The following is a 17,930-nucleotide window of genomic DNA, read 5'->3' as shown; positions in this document are numbered from 1 at the left end:
TCAGTTCCCCTCCAGGCCGGCCGCCGCGCGGTTGACGCGCTGCTTCGAGTCCTCGTCGGCCGTTTCGTACAGCTCCGCGACCCGCAGCAGCGCGTGGCTGGTGTCGGCGGTCGTCTGGTGCAGCTGCGCGACCAGCTTCTGGATCTTCACCAGGTGGTCGTTGTAGGCCTTCGCGACGGCCGGCATGCCGAGCGTGCGGCCGAAGGCGTTGGCCACGGGGAGCATCCCGGCGATGCCCCCGAAGAAGCCGTCACCGCCGGAGGAGACGGGGACGTCGGTGCCACGCAGGCCGTTCGACGCGGCTTCCGCGGCGTCGGCCGCGGACTGCAGGGCACCGGCCGAATCCCGCAGGTCCTGCAGGTCGGTTTCGAATCCGATCATCGGGACATGTAAACACCGTTCGCTCGCCCGGCTGGGGGATTCGACGGCGGTGTGCCCCAGATCACGAACGGCCCGCCGTACCGCCGAACGGGGGAACCTCGTCCGTGTGCGGGGTGCTCGGCGCTCTTACCTGCATGAGCACCGCGACGAAGCCCCGGCCGCCGACCGTGCGGAGGCAGCTGCGCGAGGCGAAACGCTTCTCCTGGACCGGGTTCGCCGTCACGGTCGCGGCGTCGCTGCTCGGCACGCTTGTCCCGGCCGCGATCGGCGCAGGCCCGAGCGCGACGCTGGTTTCGACGCTGGTGGTCACCGTACTGGCGGCCGGCGGGTTCACCGCCAAGGACGGCGCCGCCCGCGGCATCAAGGCGATCGCGATCGTGCTGCTGGCCGCGGGTGCGCTGGTGCTGACGGTGACCGGGGTGACCGTACTTGACCTCGTGCGCGGCAAGCCGGCGACGTTCCCGGTGGTGCCGGACGCGGCCGCGGAGGCGAAAGTCGTCGTGCCGGAGTCGGTCGCCTGCGGCACGACCCCGGTGCGCACCACGACGACGTGCACGGTGGCGGTCCGCAGCGTCGGCGCCAGCGCGTTGCGGGTGAGCGGGATCGAGCTGGACAGCACCGACTTCGTGGTGGACGCGCGCGGCTGCGTGGACCGGGACATCGCCCCGGGCCGCCGGTGCACGCTGGTGGTCAGCTTCACGCCGGCGTGGAGCGGCGACCGGGTGGCGGACCTGACGGTGCACCACAACGTCCCGGGCCCGGCGGCGTTCGTGGAGCTGACCGGCCGCGGCGGTTAGTGCTCCGCGCCCGCGCTGACCACCAGGTCGACGGTCGTCTTCAACGCCGTGTCCGCCAGGACGTCCAGCGCGTCGGCGATCCGGTCCACGCCGAGCGACGGCGCCTGCTTGCCCGAAGCGGCGACCTGCCCGGGGCTGAACGGCACGTGCACGAACCCGCCGCGCACACCGGGGAACTCCGTCGCCAGCAGGTGCATGAGGCCGTAGAAGACCTGGTTGCACACGTACGTCCCGGCGGTGTGGGACACCGACGCCGGCACGCCGGCCGCGCGGATCGCCGCCACGCAGGCCTTCACCGGCAGCGTCGAGAAGTAGGCCGCCGGGCCGTCCGGGACCACCGGGACGTCGACCGGCTGCGCGCCCGCGTTGTCGGGGATGCGGGCGTCGACCAGGTTGATCGCGACCCGCTCCGGCGTGACGTCGGACCGCCCGCCGGCCTGGCCGACGCACACCACGAGCGACGGCCGGTGCTCCTCGACCGCGGCGCGCAGGGCGGGCAGCGACGCCGCGAACTCGCACGGCAGCTCGACCGCGGCGACGTCGTCCCGGCGCCCGCCGAGCCGCGAAACCGCCTGCCACGAGGGGTTCACCGGCTCACCGCCGAACGGCGCGAACCCCGTCATCAGCACCTTGGCCATGCCACCTCCGAAACGCCGTGAAGGCCACCTCCGGGAACCTTACGTTCCCCGAGGTGGCCTTCACGGAACGCGGGTCAGGCGGCGGGCTTCAGGCCACCCGGGTACAGGTACTGGTCGGCGGGCTTGCCGGTGCCGTACACCCACGCGTCGAAGAACCCCTGGAGGTTCTTGTGCGAGACGGCTTCGGTGTACCGCTGGAACTGCTGCATGTTCGCGTTCCCGTCTCGGTGCAGCGACGGCCAGGTCTTCAGGACCCGGGAGAACGCCTGCTCACCGACGTAGTTGCGCAGCGCGTGCAGCATCACCGGGCCCTTCGAGTACACGTACGTGAACTCGTTGCCCTGTCCCATGTCGTAGAGCTTGCCGTTCCAGAACGCCGTCGACGCCTTCTTGACGTCGTCCGCGTACTGCTTGTTCAGGTCGACGCCTTCCTTGCCCTCGTCCCACAGCCACGTGGCGTAGGAGGCGAAGCACTCGTTGAGGCAGACGTCCTTCCAGTGCTCGACCGCCACCGAGTCGCCGTACCACTGGTGGGCGTTCTCGTGGACGATCGTCGGCACCGTGCCGGCCCAGCCCGCGGAGTAGATCGGCCGGCTCATCGTCTCCAGCGAGAAGCCGATCTGCTCGTTGAGGAAGATGCCGCCGGCGGCGTCGATCGGGTACTTGCCGAACTTCGACTCGAGGAAGTCGAGGATCTCCGGCAGCCGCCCTTCGGCCTGCTTCGTCGTGTCGGGCACGCCGGGGGCGAACGCGCTGACGATCGGCGTGCCGTCCTTGCGGGTCTGGCGGTCGAAGGTCCACTTGTCGATCGCGACCGTCGTCATGTACGGCACGATCGGCGTCTCTTCGGCCCAGACGTGCGTGGTGCCGCCCGGCGCCTTGAAGGACGGCTTCTCGCGGCCGTTGGCGATCACGCCCCACTCGTCCGGCACGGTGATCGCCAGGTGGAACGTGGCCTTGTCGAGCGGGGTGTCGTTGACCGGGTACCAGGTGGTCGCCGACCGCGGCTCGCCGGCGACGAACGCGCCGCCCGCCTTGGCGTACTGCCAGCCGTTGTCGCCGAGCGCCGGGTCGCTGATCGGCGCGGGCACACCGTGGTAGGCGATCTTGACCTTGAAGTTCTGGCCGCGCCACAGCGCCCGCGCCGGCGTGACGACCAGTTCGTGGTCGCCGGTCCGGCTGAACTTCGCGTCCCGGCCGTCGACCTTCACCGAGTCGACGGTCAGGCCCTTGAAGTCCAGGTCGAACGAGTTGAGCGACTGGGTCGCCCGCGCGGTGATGTCCTGGTTCCCGGTGAGCTGGTGCGACGCCGGGTCGTAGGTGACCTTGAGGTTGTAGTCCGCGACGTTGTAGCCGCCGTTGCCGTCCTGCGGGTAGTAGCTGTCCCCGGCGCCGTCGCTGCCGGGCTTCGCGCCCCAGCCGTCGCCGGCCGCGGCGACGCCGGTGCCCAGGCAGAGGCTCGCGACCACGGCGGCCGCGACCACGACCGGTTTCTTCACCCTCATGAACGCTCCTGTCGGTGTCAGGTGGACCTCGCCCGCAACGTATCGCCACGAACGTGGGCACTGGGGGGCTCGCGTCGCATTTGTCCGGATAATCAGCACTTACGTCGCCCCGGCCCTGCACCCGGCCGCCGTCTGGAAAGCTGGACGCATGCGCGTCGCGCTGCTGGGCCCGCTGCGTGCGGCGGAAGACGACGGCACCCCGATCGACATCGGCGGTGCCCGCCTCCGCATGCTCCTGGCCAGGCTCGCGCTGGACGCCGGGCGCGCGGTGTCGGCGGACGCGCTCGTCGACGGCCTGTGGGGCGGCGAACCGCCGTCCGACGCGGCCAACGCCCTGCAGTCGCTGGTCTCGCGGCTGCGGAAAGCCCTGCCGGTGGCGGTCGAATCCGGGCCGGGCGGCTACCGGCTGGCGGTCTCGCGCGAAGAGGTCGACGCGGAACGGTTCGAACGGCTCGCCGCCGACGGCCGCCGCGAGCTGGCCGCGGGCCGGGACGCCTACGCGGCGGAGCTGCTTGCCGAGGCACTCGGCCTCTGGCACGGCGACGCGCTCGCCGACGTCCTCGACGCGCCTTTCGCCCACGCTCCCGCGCGGCGGCTCACCGGGCTGCGGACCGAGGCCACCGAGGACCGGTTCGAAGCCCTGATCCGGCTCGGCGAGCACGCCCGGGTCCTGGCCGACCTGACCGCGGCGGCCGAGGCCGACCCGCTGCGGGAACGGCTCGCCGGGCTGCGGATGCGGGCGCTCTGCGCGGCCGGGCGGCAGTCGGAGGCGCTGTCGGTCTACACCGGGATCCGCCGCACGCTGGCCGACCAGCTCGGCGTCGACCCGTCGGCCGAGCTGCAGGAGATCCACGTCGCCGCGCTGCGGGGCGAGCTCGCGCCGCCGGCCCCGGTGGCCGACCGGCTGCCGACCCGGCTGACGACGTTCATCGGCCGCGACGACGAGCTCAAGCTGCTGGCCGAACTGCTCGGCGGCGCCCGGCTGGTCACCTTGACCGGGCCGGGCGGGGCGGGCAAGACGCGGCTGGCCACCGAAGCGGCGTCACGGCACCCGGCGCAGCAGCGCGGCCGCGTGTGGTTCGCCGCGCTGGCCGGCGTGCGCGACCCGGACGACCTCGGCGGCGCGCTGCTGGGCGCGCTGGAGATCCGCGACATCCGCAGCACCGACACCGAAATGCGCCGCCCGCTGGACCCGCTCGACCAGGCCATCGAGGTGCTCGGCGGCGCGGAAGCGCTGCTGGTACTGGACAACTGCGAGCACGTCGTGGACGCCGCCGCGAGGCTGGCCGACGAGCTGCTGCAGCGCGCGCCGCGGCTGCGGATCCTGGCCACCAGCCGCGAGCCGCTCGCCATCACCGGGGAAGCGCTGTGCCCGCTCGGCCCGTTGCCGGTGCCCGCCGAACGCGCCGCGCCCGCCGAAGCCGCCGAGCTGGACTCGACGCGGTTGTTCCTCGACCGGGCCGCGGCCGTCCGCCCCGACTTCGTGCTCGACGAGTCCACTGTGGACCAGGTCGGCGAGATCTGCCGGCGGCTGGACGGGATGCCGCTGGCGCTGGAGCTGGCCGCGGCCCGGCTGCGGTCGATGACCGTGGCCCAGATCGCCGGGCGGCTCGGCGACCGGTTCCGGCTGCTCACCTCGGGCAGCCGGACGGCGCTGCCCCGGCAGCGGACGCTGCGCGCGGTGGTCGAATGGAGCTGGGACCTGCTGACCGAGGCCGAGCTGGTGCTGGCCCGGCGGCTTTCGGTGTTCGCCGGCGGGGCCGAGCTGGGTCCGGTGGAAGCCGTCTGCGCGGACGAGCTGCTGCCCGCGGCCGACGTCCCGTACGTGCTCGGCAGCTTGGTCGAAAAGTCCATTGTGGACACTGTGGACGGTGGGTTCGGCGAGCCGCGGTACCGGATGCTGGAGACGTTGCGCGCCTACGCCACCGAGCGGCTGGTCGAGTCGGGCGAGCGCGACCGGACGCGCCGCGCGATGGCCTCCTGCTACGCCGAGCTCGCGCAGCGGCTGGAGCCGACGCTGCGCACCGCCGAGCAGCTGCGCGCGATCGACCGGTACGAGGCCGAGAACGCGAACATGATCGACGCCCTGCGCGGTGCGATCGAGATGTCCGATGTGGACAACGCGGTCGCGTTGCTGGACGGGATGTTCTGGTACCTGACCATCCTCGGGCAGGGCCACCGGGTCGGCGGCCTGATCCGCGAGACCCTCGACTTCGGCGACCGGCTGCCGCCCGCGGTCGGGGCGGCCTACCGGGCGCTCTTCTACCTCATGGACGCGATCCCGGTCCGGTCCGAGCAGAGCGAGATCCTCCGGCTGGTCGACGAGTGCGTGCGCACGAACGCGGTGGAGCGGTACCCCGGGCTGGCGGTGGCGCTGCCGATGCTCGCTTTCCTCGGTGGTGACCGCGAAATCGCCATCCGCGAGGTGCGCCGGGCCCAGGCGAGCGGGGACACCTGGACGCGTGCCGGCGGCCACTGGGTGGAGAGCTTCCTCCTCGACGACGCGGGCGACGTCGCGGGCGCGGACCGGGCGCGCGACCTGGCGCACTCCGGGTTCGCGGAGGTCGGCGACCGCTGGGGCACCGCGATGACGTTGAGCTTCAAGGCGTACGCGCTGTCCCAGGACGGCGACAGCGCGAAGGCCATCGAGACCTACCAGGAGGGCCTGGCGCTCTCGATCGAGCTGCGGTCGTTCGAAGACGCCGTGCAGCACTGGTGGCGGCTGGCCGTCGAGCGGGCGCGAACCGGCGACTTCGAGGGGGCCTGGCGCGACCAGGAAGCCGCGGAGCGCTACGGCGAAGGCATCACGAACCTGCAGCACCGGGCGATCCTGATGTTCGGGCGGCTCGAACTGCTGCTGCGCACGGGCGAGCTGGTCGAAGCGCGGGCGCTGCTCGACCGCGTCACCGCGATGGGCGGCGACGACTGGTTCCCCGGCGGCATCGGCGACGAGTTCGTGCACGCCTTCGAGGCGCGGATCCTGCTGGCCGAGGGCCGGGCCGACGAGGCGGAACCGCACGCCGTCGTCGCGGTCCGGGCGACGAGCAAGCGCGGTGACATGCCGGACATGGCCGGCGCGGTCGAACTGCTGGCGATGATCCGCGAGCAGCAGGGCGAGCACGAGACGGCGGCCCGGGTGCTCGCCGCGTCCGCCGTCATCCGCGGGCGGCTCGACCTCGGCAGCCCCGAGGTCCGCGCGCTCATCGACGACCTGCGCGCGGTGCTGCCCGACTACGACGCGAAGTACGAAGAAGCCAGGGCCGTGTCCAAAAAGGACACGATCGCCTGGCTCCTGGCCGAACTGGACTGAACCCGGTCGTGAGTGGTCAGGCGGGTGCTGACCCGCCTGACCACTCACGACCTCCCCTGGTGCGGAACATCCCCGTGTCTCCGCGCCCTCACACCCGCCGGCGGTAGGCCCACGTGGCCAGCGGGAAGAACACCACGACGGCACCGGCCATCCAGGCCAGCGCGCCGGCCAGCGGACCGGCGACGGCGCCGCCGTTCATCAAGCCGCGCAACGCGTTCGCCATCAGGCTGACCGGGCTGATGTCGGCCCACGCCCGCAGCCAGCCCGGCATCGTGGACGTCTGCACGAACACGTTGCTGCCGAACGTCAGCGGCATGATGAAGACGAACATCAGCGCCTGCGCCGAACCCGGCGTCTTCATCAGCATGCCGACGAACACCGAGCCCCAGCAGAAGCAGAGGCCGAACGCCAGCGCGAGCAGGATGGCCACGGCGAACTCACCGGGGCTGGTCGCGATCCGGTAGCCCATCAGCGTCGCCACGACCATCAGCACCACCAGGCAGACCAGGTAGCGCACGACGTCGGCGAGCACGGCCCCGATCAGGGGTGCCGAGCGCGCGATCGGCATGCTGCGGAACCGGTCGAACACGCCCTTGCTGACGTCGGTGTTGAGGTTCGTCCCGACGGTCAGGCACGCCTGCAGGATGTTCATCACGATGACGCCGGGCACGACCATCTGCAGGTACGCGTCGGTCGAGCCGGACAGCGCGCCGCCGAACAGGTAGACGAACACCACCAGGAAGACGATCGGCATCAGCGTCACGTCGGCGAGCTGCTCGGGGTTCTTGCGGATCTTCAAGATCCCGCGCCAGGCCAGCGAAAGCGAGTGCTGGAGTCCCTTGACGGGGGTGATGTGCCGCGGCGGGGCCGGGCGGTCGAGCGCCAGCGTCGTCATGCCACGCTCCCTTCGAGATCGCGGGTGGTGTCCTCGGCGGACGATTCGGCGGCGTGCCCGGTCAGCGCGAGGAACACCTCGTCGAGGCTGGGCAGCCGCAGCGCCAGCTCGTCCGCGGTGATCCCGGCTTCGTCCAGCTTGCGGACCAAGGTGGACAGCAGCACCGGATCGCTGACCGGCGCGGTGAGCAGCCCGGTCCCGGTGTCGCGGGACGGCCGCACCCCGCTGAGGTCGGCGAGGATCCGGTCGACGGCGTCCATGTCGGACAGCTGCGTCGGGCGCACCTGCAGCGTCTGCCCGCCGACGCGGCGCTTCAGCTCGTCGGCGCGGCCGTCGGCGACGACGCGGCCGTGGTCGAACACGGTGATCTTGTCGGCCAGCTGGTCGGCTTCCTCGAGGTACTGCGTGGTCAGCAGCACCGTGGCGCCTTCGGCGACGAGGCCGCGGACGACGTCCCAAACCTCGTTGCGGGCGTGCGGGTCGAGCCCGGTGGTCGGCTCGTCGAGGTAGAGCACCTCCGGGCCGCCGACCAGGCTCGCGGCCAGGTCGATCCGCCGCCGCATGCCGCCCGAGTACGTCCGGACCGGCCGCTTGGCCGCCTTGGTCAGCTCGAACCGCTCGATCAGCTCGGCGGCCCGCTTCTTGGCGTGCGCGCGGGGCATCCCGTAGAGCCGTCCGATGAGGACCAGGTTCTCGGTGCCGTTCAGGTCCTCGTCGACCGACGCGTACTGCCCGGTCAGCCCGATCAGGCCGCGGACCCGGACCGGGTCCTTGACCACGTCGTAGCCCCCCACGGTGGCTCTCCCGCCGTCGGGTTTCATCAGGGTCGCCAGGATCCGGACGGCGGTCGTCTTGCCGGCGCCGTTCGGCCCCAGCACCCCGACGACCTTGCCGAACGGGACTTCGAGGTCCACCCCGTCCAGCGCCTTGGTTTCCCCGAAGTGTTTGACCAGGCCCTCGGCCTGGATCGCGTGCGACATGGGCGTCCTCCTTCGCTCGTCGCGGGTTCTGGCACCACTGTGGACGGCGGCGCTGGCAGGCCGCGCACAGCGCGCTGGCAGGCGCTGGCAGCCGCTGGTGGAGATCTTGTGGAGGAGTTGCCGGTGCCCGAGCCGTCCGCGCCGGGGCTGGGCATACTCGGCGGCATGGTGGTTGCGGAAGAGACGCGGTCGCGGCGGAAGAACCCGCTGGTCACGGCCCTGCTGGTGGTACCGGTGGTGCCGTTGGCCGGGTTGGCGGCGCTGCGCCTGATCGGCTTCGACGGCGACTGGTACACCCTGGTCGCGCTGTCGCTGACGCCGTACGCGGCGGCCGCGGGCGTGCTCGCCGGCGGGCTGGCGCTGGCCTGCCGGCGCTGGTGGGTCGGCGGGGTCGCGCTGGTGCTGGCGATCGCGCTGGCCGTGCTCGTGGTCCCGCGCCTGTCGGCGAGCGAGCAACGCGAAGTGCACGGCAAGACACTGCGCGTGCTCTCGTCGAACCTGCTCTACGGCCAGGCGGACCCGAAGGCGATCGTCGACCTGGTGCGCGAGCAGCGGATCGACGTGCTGAACCTGGTCGAGATGACGCCGCGGGTGGTCGACGGGCTGACCGCGGCCGGGCTGTTCCAGCTCCTGCCGTACAAGGTGCTGCACCCGGCCCCGGGCGCGTTCGGCTCGGGGATCGTGTCGCGATTCCCGCTGAAGGAGGTCAACCTGACCGGCGACTCGGCGGCCAAGCAGCCGGGCGCGCAGGCCGACCTCGGCGACGGCGTGACGGCTGAGATCGTCGCAGTCCACCCGATCTCCCCGGACGTCGACACCCCGCAGTGGGAGCGCGAGATGAAGGACCTGTCCCGCGCGGCGGGCGAGCACGGCCTGCGCATCCTGGCCGGCGACTTCAACGCGACGCTGGACCACGCGGCGTTCCGCACGGTGCTGTCCCGCGGCTACAACGACGCGGCGGAGGAGCACGGCTCGGCGCTGACCCCGACGTGGCCCTCGTCGCTGCCGGTGGTGACGATCGACCACGTCGTGGTCGACAACCGCGCGGCGGTGCAGGACTACCGCGTGTTCGACGTCCCGGGCAGCGACCACCGGGCGGTGTTCGCCGAGGTGCGCCTGCCGTGACGCTCGTGAGTGTTCAGGGCGGTTCTAACCGCCCTGAACACTCACGAGGGCTTGCAGGGTTTCCAGTGCGCCGGCCGCGATGGAGACGCCGCGGTTGTGGCGGATCTGCGGTTCGCGCGGGTTGATCCGGATCAACCCGCCGGTCGCCGCGCTGGCCAGTTCGCTGTAGCGGCGGACCGTCGGGACCGCCTGGCCCGCGCCCAGTTCCACCACCACGAGGTCGTGCGCGGTGCGCCGCCACGCCGTCAGCTCGTCGAGCTGGGCCTGGCTGCGGTCCGGGACCCAGTCGTAGTCGCCGAACATCAGGATGTTGGGGCGGGCGAGCCCGCCGCAGCGGGGGCACGACGGGAGTGGCGGCACCGCGCGCATGGTCTCTTCGTCGATGGCGACGTCGAGGCCGGCCGCGGGCCAGATTTCGGTGGTGCACCCGGCAAGGCACTGCAGGTGGTGGATCGAGCCGTGCGCCTCGGCGACGTGGCCGAAGCCCGCCGCCTGGAACTGTCCGTCCACATTGGACGTGAACACCCGGGTGCCGCCGGGCAGCTTCTCGCCGATGTCGAGGAGCAGCCGGAAACCCTCGTGCGGCACGGTTTCGCGGTACAGCGCCAGCCGGTGCCCGTAGAAACCCCAAGCCAGCTCGGGATCGTCGGCGAAGTGCCGCGGGTCGGCGAGCTCTTCGAACCGCAGCCCGAGCCGGGCGTACGGCGGGTACGCGCGCCAAAACCCTTCGCCGCCGCGGAAGTCCGGCAGGCCGGAGTCGACGCCCATGCCGGCGCCGGCGCAGATCAGGAGTGCGCCGGCGCCGTCGAGCAGCTCCGCCGCGCGAGCGAGCTCACTCACCCGGCTTCGAGCCGAGGACGACCTCGAATTCCAGCAGGTTCGCGCCGGTGGAAACGGGCTTGGCGCGCTCGCCGGAGTGCGCCGCCGCGGCCGGGCCGCCCTTCGCCCACGCCTGGTAGGCCTCTTCCGTCTCCCACTTCGTGTACACGAAGTAGCGCGTCTCACCGGAGACCGGGCGCAGCAGCTCGAACCCGAGGAACCCGGGCTGCTGGTCGACCGCGTGCATGCGGGCGCCGAAGCGCTTCTCCAGTTCGGGGCCGGCACCTTCGGGGACCTCGATAGCGTTGATCTTCACGACACTCATGGCTCCAGCGTAGTTGGCTCCGCGGTGTGACCCGTGCCACTGTTGGGGTCATGGGGAGCACCGAGCGGGACCTGGCCACCGACATCGCCCGGATCGTCCGCGCCACCGCCGACGAGGTGGCGGGCGGCGCGGGCAACGAGCTGATCGACCGCGTGACCGGCCACCTGGGGGCGCCGCTGCCGGAAGTGGTGGTCGTGACGCGCAACTGGCCGATGTGGGAGCACGCCAACATCCAGCGCGGCGTCGACGCCTACCTCGCCGAGCACGGCACGGCCGTCGGCTGGTTCGGCATCGCGGGCGGCCAGCGCACGCACGAGGACCTGATCGGGATGCTCGCCACCGCGCGCAGCAAAGGGATGTACGAGCTGGGCTCGGTGGACTACACCACCACGGCGACCGGCCCGCACGACGCGACCGAAGCCGTCCAGCTGGGGCTGGTCGGCACGAGCGCGCCGGGCGGCGAGCCGGTGCTGGTGGCCATCCGCGGCGCGACCCCGCAGTGGGGCCTCGAGCAGTGCCGGCTGGAGGTCCTCTCGACGTCACGGGCGACCGCCACCGAAGTGCGCGACCGCGTCGAGCGGCTGATGGCCGAGCACGACCTCCTGCGCGGGCAGGTGCTGGCCTTCGGCACCAGCGAGCACCGCGCCAACGAACTCCTCACGTTCCTCCCGCGGCCCACCCTGACCGACGAGGAGGTCGTGCTGCCGGACGGCGTGCTCGACGCGATCGAGCGCCACACGGTCGGCATCGCCGAACACGGCGGCCGGCTGCTGGCGGCGGGTCAGCACCTCAAGCGCGGCCTGCTGCTGCACGGCCCGCCCGGCACCGGCAAGACGCACACGGTCCGCTACCTGATGGGCCGCCTCCCGGCCACCACGGTGATCATCCTGACCGGCACGGCGATGCGCTTCGTCGGCAAGGCCGCCGAGCTGGCCCGCCGCCTGCAGCCGAGCGTGGTCGTGCTCGAGGACGTCGACCTGATCGCCCAGGACCGCAGCTACGGCCCGCAGGTGCAGCCGCTGCTGTTCACCCTGCTCGACGCGATGGACGGCGTGGGCGGCGACGCGGACGTGACGTTCCTGCTGACGACCAACCGGGCGAGCGAGCTGGAGAAAGCGCTTGCGGACCGCCCGGGCCGGGTCGACCTGGCGGTGGAGATCCCGCTGCCGGACGCGGTGGGCCGTGAAGCGCTGCTTCGCTTGTACGGGCGCGGTTTGCGGTTGACGGCGGATCTCGCGCCGATCGTCGAGGCGACGGAAGGGGTGACGGCGTCGTTCGCGAAGGAGCTGTTGCGGCGGGCTTCGTTGCTGTCGCTGGCCGCGCGTCCGGAGGAGGAAGTGGTGGTCGGCGACGAGGAGCTGACGACGGCGTTGCGGGAGATGCAGGACGCGCGGAGTGCCTTGACGCGGTCGTTGCTGGGCAGCTCAGCTGCGCAGTGAGCCGGGGAAGAGGTCGGCGTCCGCGGGGAGTGTCGTGCCGTGGAACCACGCCGTGAAGAACTGGTGCAGGTCCTTGCCGCTCACCTTCGCCGCCATCGCCTCGAAGTCCGGCCACGTCGCGTTCGCGTGGCGGAAGCGGGCCGGCCACTCCTTCAGCAGCCGGCCGAACGCCGGGTCGCCGATTTCGCGGCGCAACGCGTGCAGCGCCAGGATTCCCTTGTTGTAGACACCCTCGAACTCGTGGCCCTGCCCCATCGCGACCAGCTTCTGCGACCAGAAGTCCGTGCTGCCGCGGGTGATTTCGATCGCCGCGCGGTAGCGGTCGTCCAGGCTCTGGCCCTCGCGCTCGGCCCACAGCCACTGCGCGTACGACGCGAAGCACTCGTTCAGGCAGATGTCGGACCAATCGCGCAGCGACACCGAGTCGCCGAACCACTCGTGGGCGTTCTCGTGCACCAGCGTCGGCAGGTCCGCCCACTTCGCGTACGTCGGCCGCGTCTGCGTCTCCAGCGAAAAGTGGACGTCCTCGTTCAGGAAGACGCCGCCCGCCGCCGACTGCGGGTACGGGCCGAACTCGGCGGTCAGGAAACCGAGCACCTCGGGCAGGCGGTCGCCGATCGCGCGGTGGGCCTCGGCGCCCGGGGCGTACGCCGACACCACCGGGGTGCCGTCGGGCAGGGTCGACTTGTCGACGCTGAACTTGCCGATCGCGATCGTCGTCAGGTAGCTCGCCACCGGGTTCGGCTCGGTCCAGGTGCCCGGCGGGCCCTCGCGGCCGTTCGAAATCACCGTCCAGCCGGCCGGGACGTGCGCCGTGAGCGTGAAGGTGGCCTTGTCTCGCGGGGTCTCGTTGACCGGGTACCAGAACGCCGCCGAGTGCGGCTCGCCGACCATGAACGCGCCGCCGTCGGCCGAGCGCTGCCAGCCGTTCTCGCTGCCGCCCTCGTGCGGGGTCTTCGCCGGCTCGCCGCCGTACATCACCCGCGTGCGGAACGTCGCGCCCGCGCGGACCGGCGACGACGGCGTGATCACCAGCTCGTGCGCCTTCTCCCGGCTGAAGCGGGCCGGCTGGCCGTCGACCTCGACGCCCCGCACGGTCAGCCCGCGCAGGTCGAGGTCGAAGCGGCTGAGGTCCTGGGTGGCCTTCGCGGTGACCGTCGTGTCGCCGTCGAGGTGGCCGCTCGGCGGGTCGTACGTGACGCCCACCTGGTAGCCGAGTGCGTCGTAGCCGCCGTTGCCGTCGTCCGGGTAATACGGATCACCGGCGCCGGCCGCACCCGGGAAGGGGTGCATCGGCGGCGGCTGGGGCACGCCGGGGACGGCGTCACCGCCGCAGGCCGCGGCGAGGATCACCGCGGCGCAGACGGCGAGGGCAGCGAGTCGGCGGCGCATACGAACACCATAGGTGATGGAAAGCGATCACTCGGTCACGTTCCGCACCAGGCCTTTTGTGGTTAGGTGGCCGCGTGCTCTGTTTCGGCGGCACCGGCGTGCCGATCGTTCTGCTCCACGGATTGATGGGCCGCGCGCGAACGTGGCGGCGGGTCGCGGAGTGGCTTCGCCCCTACGGCGCGGTGTACGGCCTCGACGCGCGCGGCCACGGCAGCGCCCCGCGCGTCGGCCCGTGGACGACCGAGCGCTTCACCGACGACGTCGCCGAAGCGCTCCGGACCCTCGACGCGGGCCCGGCCGTGCTCATCGGGCATTCGATGGGCGCCCTGCACGCGTGGACGACCGCCGCGCGCTACCCGGAGCTGGTGCGCGCGGTCGTGTCCGAGGACTTCGCGCCGGACCAGCGCGGCCGGACCGTCGAGACCTGGCGTGGGTACTTCGAGAGCTGGCCCGTGCCGTTCAAGTCGCTCGGCCACGTCCGCGAGTTCTTCGGCGACGCGGGCGAGTACTTCGCCGACTGCGTCGAGGAGCGCGAAGACGGCTACCACCTGGTCGCCGACCTGGAGGACCTCTACGTCATCGCGGCCGAGTGGGGCCGCCGCGACTACTGGGACGTCGTCGAGGCCATCCGCTGCCCGCTGCTGCTGGTCGAGGGCGAGCACACGGCGATGCCGCCCGGCCAGCAGGCCGCCGTCGCGGCGCGCGTGCCGGGCGCGAAGCACCTCGTCGTGCCCGGGTCCGCGCACCTACCGCACGACGAGGCCCCGGAGACCTACCGCGGCGCGGTCGAGGCCTTCCTGAGCAGCGTCCTCGCCCGCTGAAACGCCACTTTCCCTACGAAAGCTCCACTTTGCGCCACAAAGCGGAGCTTTCATAGGGAAAGTGCGCTTCAGGTGCGGGACAGGTCTGCCCGCCAAGCGGCGGTCGAGCGGTCGGAAGGGACGATCAGCGGCCAGACGTCGGCGCCGAGGAAGCCGGTTTCGTCCGCCGCCTTCGCCGCGGTGCAGGTGTCCTGCTCGAGGCCGGCCCGGGCGGACAGCGCGGCCACGGCGTCCGTGGTGGACTTCCCGAAGACGCCGTCGGTCGGCACGTCGAAGCCCGACGACCGCAGGAACTGCTGCGCCAGCTGCACCTTCTTGCCGGTCGCGCCGGGCTTGAGCAGCGGCCACTCCGCCTCGGTGCGCGCGACCGAGACGCCGAGGACGCGGCCGACCGCGGTCCGCAGCTCCGGCAGCCGGTCGTAGAGCACCTGGCCGCAGCACTCGGTCGAGTTGAAGTCGCGGTGGCCCTTGATGAACTCGGGCGTGATCGAGTACTGGTGCGCGATGTAGGCGACCAGCCCGACCAGCGAGTTCCACAGCGCCGTCGTGACGTCGACCGTGCTGTAGAGGCCTTCGTTCTCGATGCCGATGCACTCGCTGTTGTGGTTGCCGACGTTGGCGCCCTGGACGTGCTGGGTGCCGCCGCGCAGGATTTCGAGGCTGCGGTGGCGGCCCTCGGTGACGTAGCCGCCGCGGCTGTTCGTGAACTGCTGGCCGGTGTCGATCCAGCCGCGCGTGTCCATGTGGAAGTTCTGGATGTCGCGCGAGATCTGGAGGGCGTGCGCCAGCGAGTAGTCGGTGTTGTTGCCCGGGTCCACCGTGTGGTGCACGACGATGTACGTCGGCCTGTGGTTCTCCACCACGATCGCGCCGCTCGCCGGCCGCGCGCCCCACTCGGACGTCGGGTGGATCGTCGGTGTCGGCACGGCCGCCGCGGCCGTCCCGGTGGTCGTCATCCCCAGTGCGCCGGCCGCGGTCGCGGTCACCCCCGCTTTGAGCAGGGTCCGGCGGTCAACAGTGACCATGCGGAGAAAGGTAACTCCGCATCGCGCCGATGACAACTATTGACCAACTTTGGTCGTAGTGCGTCAGTGTTCACCCGGTAGTGCGAAGAGACCGTCGCGGGTTTGTTCGAGGAGACCGTCCGTCAGCAGGGAATCCAGGCAGCGGTCGCGCTGCCCGGCGTCGTGCCAGACGAGGTCCAGCCTCGCCTTCTCGACCGGCCCTTCGCTGCCGCGCAGGACGTCCAGCAGCCGCCCGCGGACCTGCCGGTCGGTGCCGGCGAACTTCTGCACCGGCTTGGCCGGGCCGGCGTACTCCGGGTGCCCGGCCAGCTGCCACGCGCATTCGTCGTAGATCGGGCAGTCGGCGCACTTCGGGGAGCGCGCGGTGCAGATCAGCGCGCCGAGCTCCATGATCGCGGCGGAGAACTTCGCGGCGGGCGCGTCCTCGGCCGGCAGCAGCGCCTCGACGTCGTTCATGTCCCGGGTGTTCGACGCGGGCCCGGCGTCCCCGGCCCCGTGCACGGCCCGCGCGACGACCCGCCGCACGTTGGTGTCGACGACGGGCGCCCGCCGCCCGTAGGCGAACGCGGCGACCGCCCGGGCGGTGTAGGCGCCGATCCCGGGCAGCGCGAGCAGGGTGTCCACATCGGACGGGACGACGTCCCCGTGGTCGCGCGCGATCACGCCGGCGGCTTCGTGCAGCCGCAGCGCGCGGCGCGGGTAGCCGAGCTTGCCCCAGGCCCGCAGGACTTCGCCCTGCGACGACGCGGCCAGCGCCGAGGGCACCGGCCAGCGCGCCAGCCACTCGTGCCAGATCGGCTGCACCCGGACGACGGGGGTCTGCTGCAGCATGATTTCGCTGACCAGCACACCCCAGGCCGAGCAGTCCGGCTCGCGCCAGGGCAGGTCCCGGCCGTGCGCGGAGAACCAGTCGAGCAGTACGTCAGCGTCCACAGCCACGCCGGGAGGCTACTTCGCCTGCTTCGGCAGCTCGCGAGCGACCTCGGCGGGCGACGGCATCCCGGCGATCTCCTCGGCCAGCGCTCGGGCGGCGCCGCGGCAGGCGGCCGCCTTCCGGGCTTGCTCGGTGACGGCGTCCGCGCTCAGCTCGCCGGGCAGGAGACGCACCGCGGCACCGGCGGCGAGGAGCGCTTCGGCGTTGGCGAACTGGTCGGCGCCCTGGGGCAGGACCAGCTGCGGGACACCGGCGGCGAGCGCGCCGAGGGTGGTGCCGCTGCCGCCGTGGTGCACGACGAGGTCCGCGTGCGGCACGACCTCGGTCTGCTCCACCCACGCCCGGACGGTGACGTTGCCCGGCACCTCGCCGAGGTCCGCCGGCGGCACCCGGCCGGTGGCGACGACCACGTGCTCGCCGAGCGCGGCCAGGCCGCGGATCGCCGTGGTGAGCACCTCCGGGGTGCCGAACGCGGTGCCGAGCGTCAGGAAGATCAGCGGACCGCCGGCCACGGGCGGCTCCGGCTCCGAGAAGGGCACCGGGCGCAGGGCGATCCGCTCGGCGGTCGCGAGGAAGCCCGCGTCCTGCAGCGAGGGCGGGCAGATGTCGACGTGCACGCCACCGGAGGGGCGCTCGAACCCGATGCCTTCGGGCACCAGCCTGCCGAAGCCGTGCCAGAGTGCCGGGATCCCGGCGCGCCGCGCGGCGACGCCCGCTTCCGGGACACCCCACCCGTGCACGACCAGGTCCGGCCGCAGCCGCGCCAGATCCGGCGCCAGGTCTTCGGCGTAGATCTCGTAGAACGCGTCCGCGGGCCGGAAGGGGCCGAGCCCGAGCCGGCGCAGCGGCGCGTGGACGTGCTCGCCGGCGGCGAAGTGGACTTCGTGCCCGACGTCCCGCGCCGCGATCGCGAGCGGGACCATCGGGTACGTGTGGCCGGCCGACGCCAGACCGGCGAAAAGGACTCGCAAGACCTACTGGACCTCGGTGAGCTTCCCGGTCTTCACGTCGTAGACGAACCCGCGCACGTTCTCCGTGTGCGGCAGGTACGCGCTGCGCCGCACCCGCTCCACGGACGTCCGGACGCTGTTCTCGACGTTGCGGAACGCCTCGACCGACCACGTCGGGCGCAGGCCGGTGTCGGTCTCCAGCTCGTCCTTGAAGTCGTCCTCGGTGACCATCGAGAGGCCGCACTCGGTGTGCTGCACGACCAGCACCTCGCGGGTGCCGAGCTTGCGCTGCGAGAGGGCCAGCGAACGGATCATGTCGTCGGTCACGACGCCGCCCGCGTTGCGGAGGACGTGCGACTCGCCCTGCAGGAGGCCGAACAGCTCGAACACCCGGATCCGGGCGTCCATGCAGGTCAGGATGGCCACCTGGAGCGAGGGCTTGGGGGACGACCGGTCACCGGGCGTCACCTCGCCGAGTTCCTGGTTGCGCTTGAGCAGTACGTCGATCGAGGTCATCGGTCACCTTCCGGCCAGTGGCCCCGCGGCGCGGGCTTGTCCACCCCATTGGACCGGGCGGTGCGCGATCGAGCAATG

The 17,930-nt window shown here is 72.1% G+C and carries 17 protein-coding genes; 5 read left to right on the top strand and 12 right to left on the bottom strand.

Annotated elements, in window-relative coordinates:
* Positions 1-381, bottom strand: coding sequence for a hypothetical protein (locus AB0B33_RS29100; RefSeq protein ID WP_360777448.1), 381 nt, complete (start codon positions 379-381; stop codon positions 1-3).
* Positions 382-515: 134 nt separating this feature from the next.
* On the opposite strand from AB0B33_RS29100, the gene AB0B33_RS29095 reads away from it, so the two are divergent.
* Positions 516-1,178, top strand: coding sequence for a hypothetical protein (locus AB0B33_RS29095; protein ID WP_360777446.1), 663 nt, complete (start codon positions 516-518; stop codon positions 1,176-1,178).
* On the opposite strand, the gene pcp is transcribed toward AB0B33_RS29095, so the two are convergent.
* Together pcp and AB0B33_RS29085 are read right to left on the bottom strand one after the other, a co-directional pair.
* A complete protein-coding gene (gene pcp, locus AB0B33_RS29090) occupies positions 1,175-1,816 on the bottom strand; it encodes a pyroglutamyl-peptidase I (RefSeq protein ID WP_247025477.1) in 642 nt (213 codons plus the stop codon). The genes AB0B33_RS29095 and pcp overlap by 4 nt on opposite strands.
* Positions 1,817-1,890: 74 nt before the next feature.
* Positions 1,891-3,321, bottom strand: coding sequence for a M1 family metallopeptidase (locus AB0B33_RS29085; RefSeq protein ID WP_360777444.1), 1,431 nt, complete (start codon positions 3,319-3,321; stop codon positions 1,891-1,893).
* A gap of 148 nt (positions 3,322-3,469) precedes the next feature.
* On the opposite strand from AB0B33_RS29085, the gene AB0B33_RS29080 reads away from it, so the two are divergent.
* Positions 3,470-6,631, top strand: coding sequence for a BTAD domain-containing putative transcriptional regulator (locus AB0B33_RS29080; RefSeq protein ID WP_360777442.1), 3,162 nt, complete (start codon positions 3,470-3,472; stop codon positions 6,629-6,631).
* A gap of 88 nt (positions 6,632-6,719) precedes the next feature.
* On the opposite strand, the gene AB0B33_RS29075 is transcribed toward AB0B33_RS29080, so the two are convergent.
* Both AB0B33_RS29075 and AB0B33_RS29070 read right to left on the bottom strand, forming a co-directional pair.
* Entirely contained in the window at positions 6,720-7,526 is an 807-nt protein-coding gene (locus AB0B33_RS29075) for an ABC transporter permease (protein WP_360777440.1), read from the bottom strand.
* A complete protein-coding gene (locus AB0B33_RS29070; RefSeq protein ID WP_360777438.1) occupies positions 7,523-8,506 on the bottom strand; it encodes an ATP-binding cassette domain-containing protein in 984 nt (327 codons plus the stop codon). The genes AB0B33_RS29075 and AB0B33_RS29070 overlap by 4 nt, the downstream gene beginning before the upstream one ends.
* 165 nt (positions 8,507-8,671) lie before the next feature.
* On the opposite strand from AB0B33_RS29070, the gene AB0B33_RS29065 reads away from it, so the two are divergent.
* Positions 8,672-9,631: an endonuclease/exonuclease/phosphatase family protein gene (locus tag AB0B33_RS29065; RefSeq protein WP_360777436.1), complete on the top strand. Its 960-nt coding sequence runs from the start codon at positions 8,672-8,674 to the stop codon at positions 9,629-9,631.
* Between the two features lie 24 nt (positions 9,632-9,655).
* On the opposite strand, the gene AB0B33_RS29060 is transcribed toward AB0B33_RS29065, so the two are convergent.
* Together AB0B33_RS29060 and AB0B33_RS29055 are read right to left on the bottom strand one after the other, a co-directional pair.
* On the bottom strand, positions 9,656-10,471 hold the full coding sequence (locus AB0B33_RS29060; RefSeq protein WP_360777434.1) for a Sir2 family NAD-dependent protein deacetylase: 816 nt from the start codon (positions 10,469-10,471) through the stop codon (positions 9,656-9,658).
* Positions 10,464-10,775 carry an antibiotic biosynthesis monooxygenase gene (locus AB0B33_RS29055; protein WP_247017502.1) on the bottom strand — a complete coding sequence of 104 codons (312 nt, stop codon included), beginning with the start codon at positions 10,773-10,775 and terminating at the stop codon, positions 10,464-10,466. The genes AB0B33_RS29060 and AB0B33_RS29055 overlap by 8 nt, the downstream gene beginning before the upstream one ends.
* Before the next feature lie 50 nt (positions 10,776-10,825).
* On the opposite strand from AB0B33_RS29055, the gene AB0B33_RS29050 reads away from it, so the two are divergent.
* Entirely contained in the window at positions 10,826-12,214 is a 1,389-nt protein-coding gene (locus AB0B33_RS29050; RefSeq protein ID WP_360777432.1) for an ATP-binding protein, read from the top strand.
* On the opposite strand, the gene AB0B33_RS29045 is transcribed toward AB0B33_RS29050, so the two are convergent.
* Positions 12,200-13,606, bottom strand: a complete 1,407-nt coding sequence (locus tag AB0B33_RS29045) for a M1 family metallopeptidase (RefSeq protein WP_360777430.1) — start codon at positions 13,604-13,606, stop codon at positions 12,200-12,202. The genes AB0B33_RS29050 and AB0B33_RS29045 overlap by 15 nt on opposite strands.
* 74 nt (positions 13,607-13,680) lie before the next feature.
* Between AB0B33_RS29045 and AB0B33_RS29040 the strand changes: the two genes are divergently transcribed.
* Positions 13,681-14,427, top strand: a complete 747-nt coding sequence (locus tag AB0B33_RS29040) for an alpha/beta hydrolase (protein WP_360777428.1) — start codon at positions 13,681-13,683, stop codon at positions 14,425-14,427.
* A 68-nt stretch (positions 14,428-14,495) separates the two neighbouring features.
* Here the strand turns inward: AB0B33_RS29040 and AB0B33_RS29035 are convergent, their stop codons facing one another.
* The 4 genes from AB0B33_RS29035 to AB0B33_RS29020 form a co-directional block, all read right to left on the bottom strand.
* A complete protein-coding gene (locus tag AB0B33_RS29035; RefSeq protein ID WP_360777426.1) occupies positions 14,496-15,452 on the bottom strand; it encodes an N-acetylmuramoyl-L-alanine amidase in 957 nt (318 codons plus the stop codon).
* A 63-nt stretch (positions 15,453-15,515) separates the two neighbouring features.
* Entirely contained in the window at positions 15,516-16,391 is an 876-nt protein-coding gene (locus tag AB0B33_RS29030; RefSeq protein WP_360777424.1) for an A/G-specific adenine glycosylase, read from the bottom strand.
* Between the two features lie 9 nt (positions 16,392-16,400).
* On the bottom strand, positions 16,401-17,357 hold the full coding sequence (locus tag AB0B33_RS29025) for a glycosyltransferase (protein WP_360777422.1): 957 nt from the start codon (positions 17,355-17,357) through the stop codon (positions 16,401-16,403).
* Positions 17,358-17,360: 3 nt separating this feature from the next.
* On the bottom strand, positions 17,361-17,852 hold the full coding sequence (locus AB0B33_RS29020) for a carbonic anhydrase (RefSeq protein ID WP_247017516.1): 492 nt from the start codon (positions 17,850-17,852) through the stop codon (positions 17,361-17,363).
* Positions 17,853-17,930: the final 78 nt, after the last annotated feature.

This window comes from Amycolatopsis sp. NPDC049159 (assembly GCF_040648295.1).
In the GTDB taxonomy this organism is placed as follows: Bacteria; Actinomycetota; Actinomycetes; order Mycobacteriales; family Pseudonocardiaceae; genus Amycolatopsis; species Amycolatopsis pretoriensis_A.
Note: the sequence above shows the minus strand (reverse complement) of the source record. Positions and strands in the feature narration are given on the sequence as shown.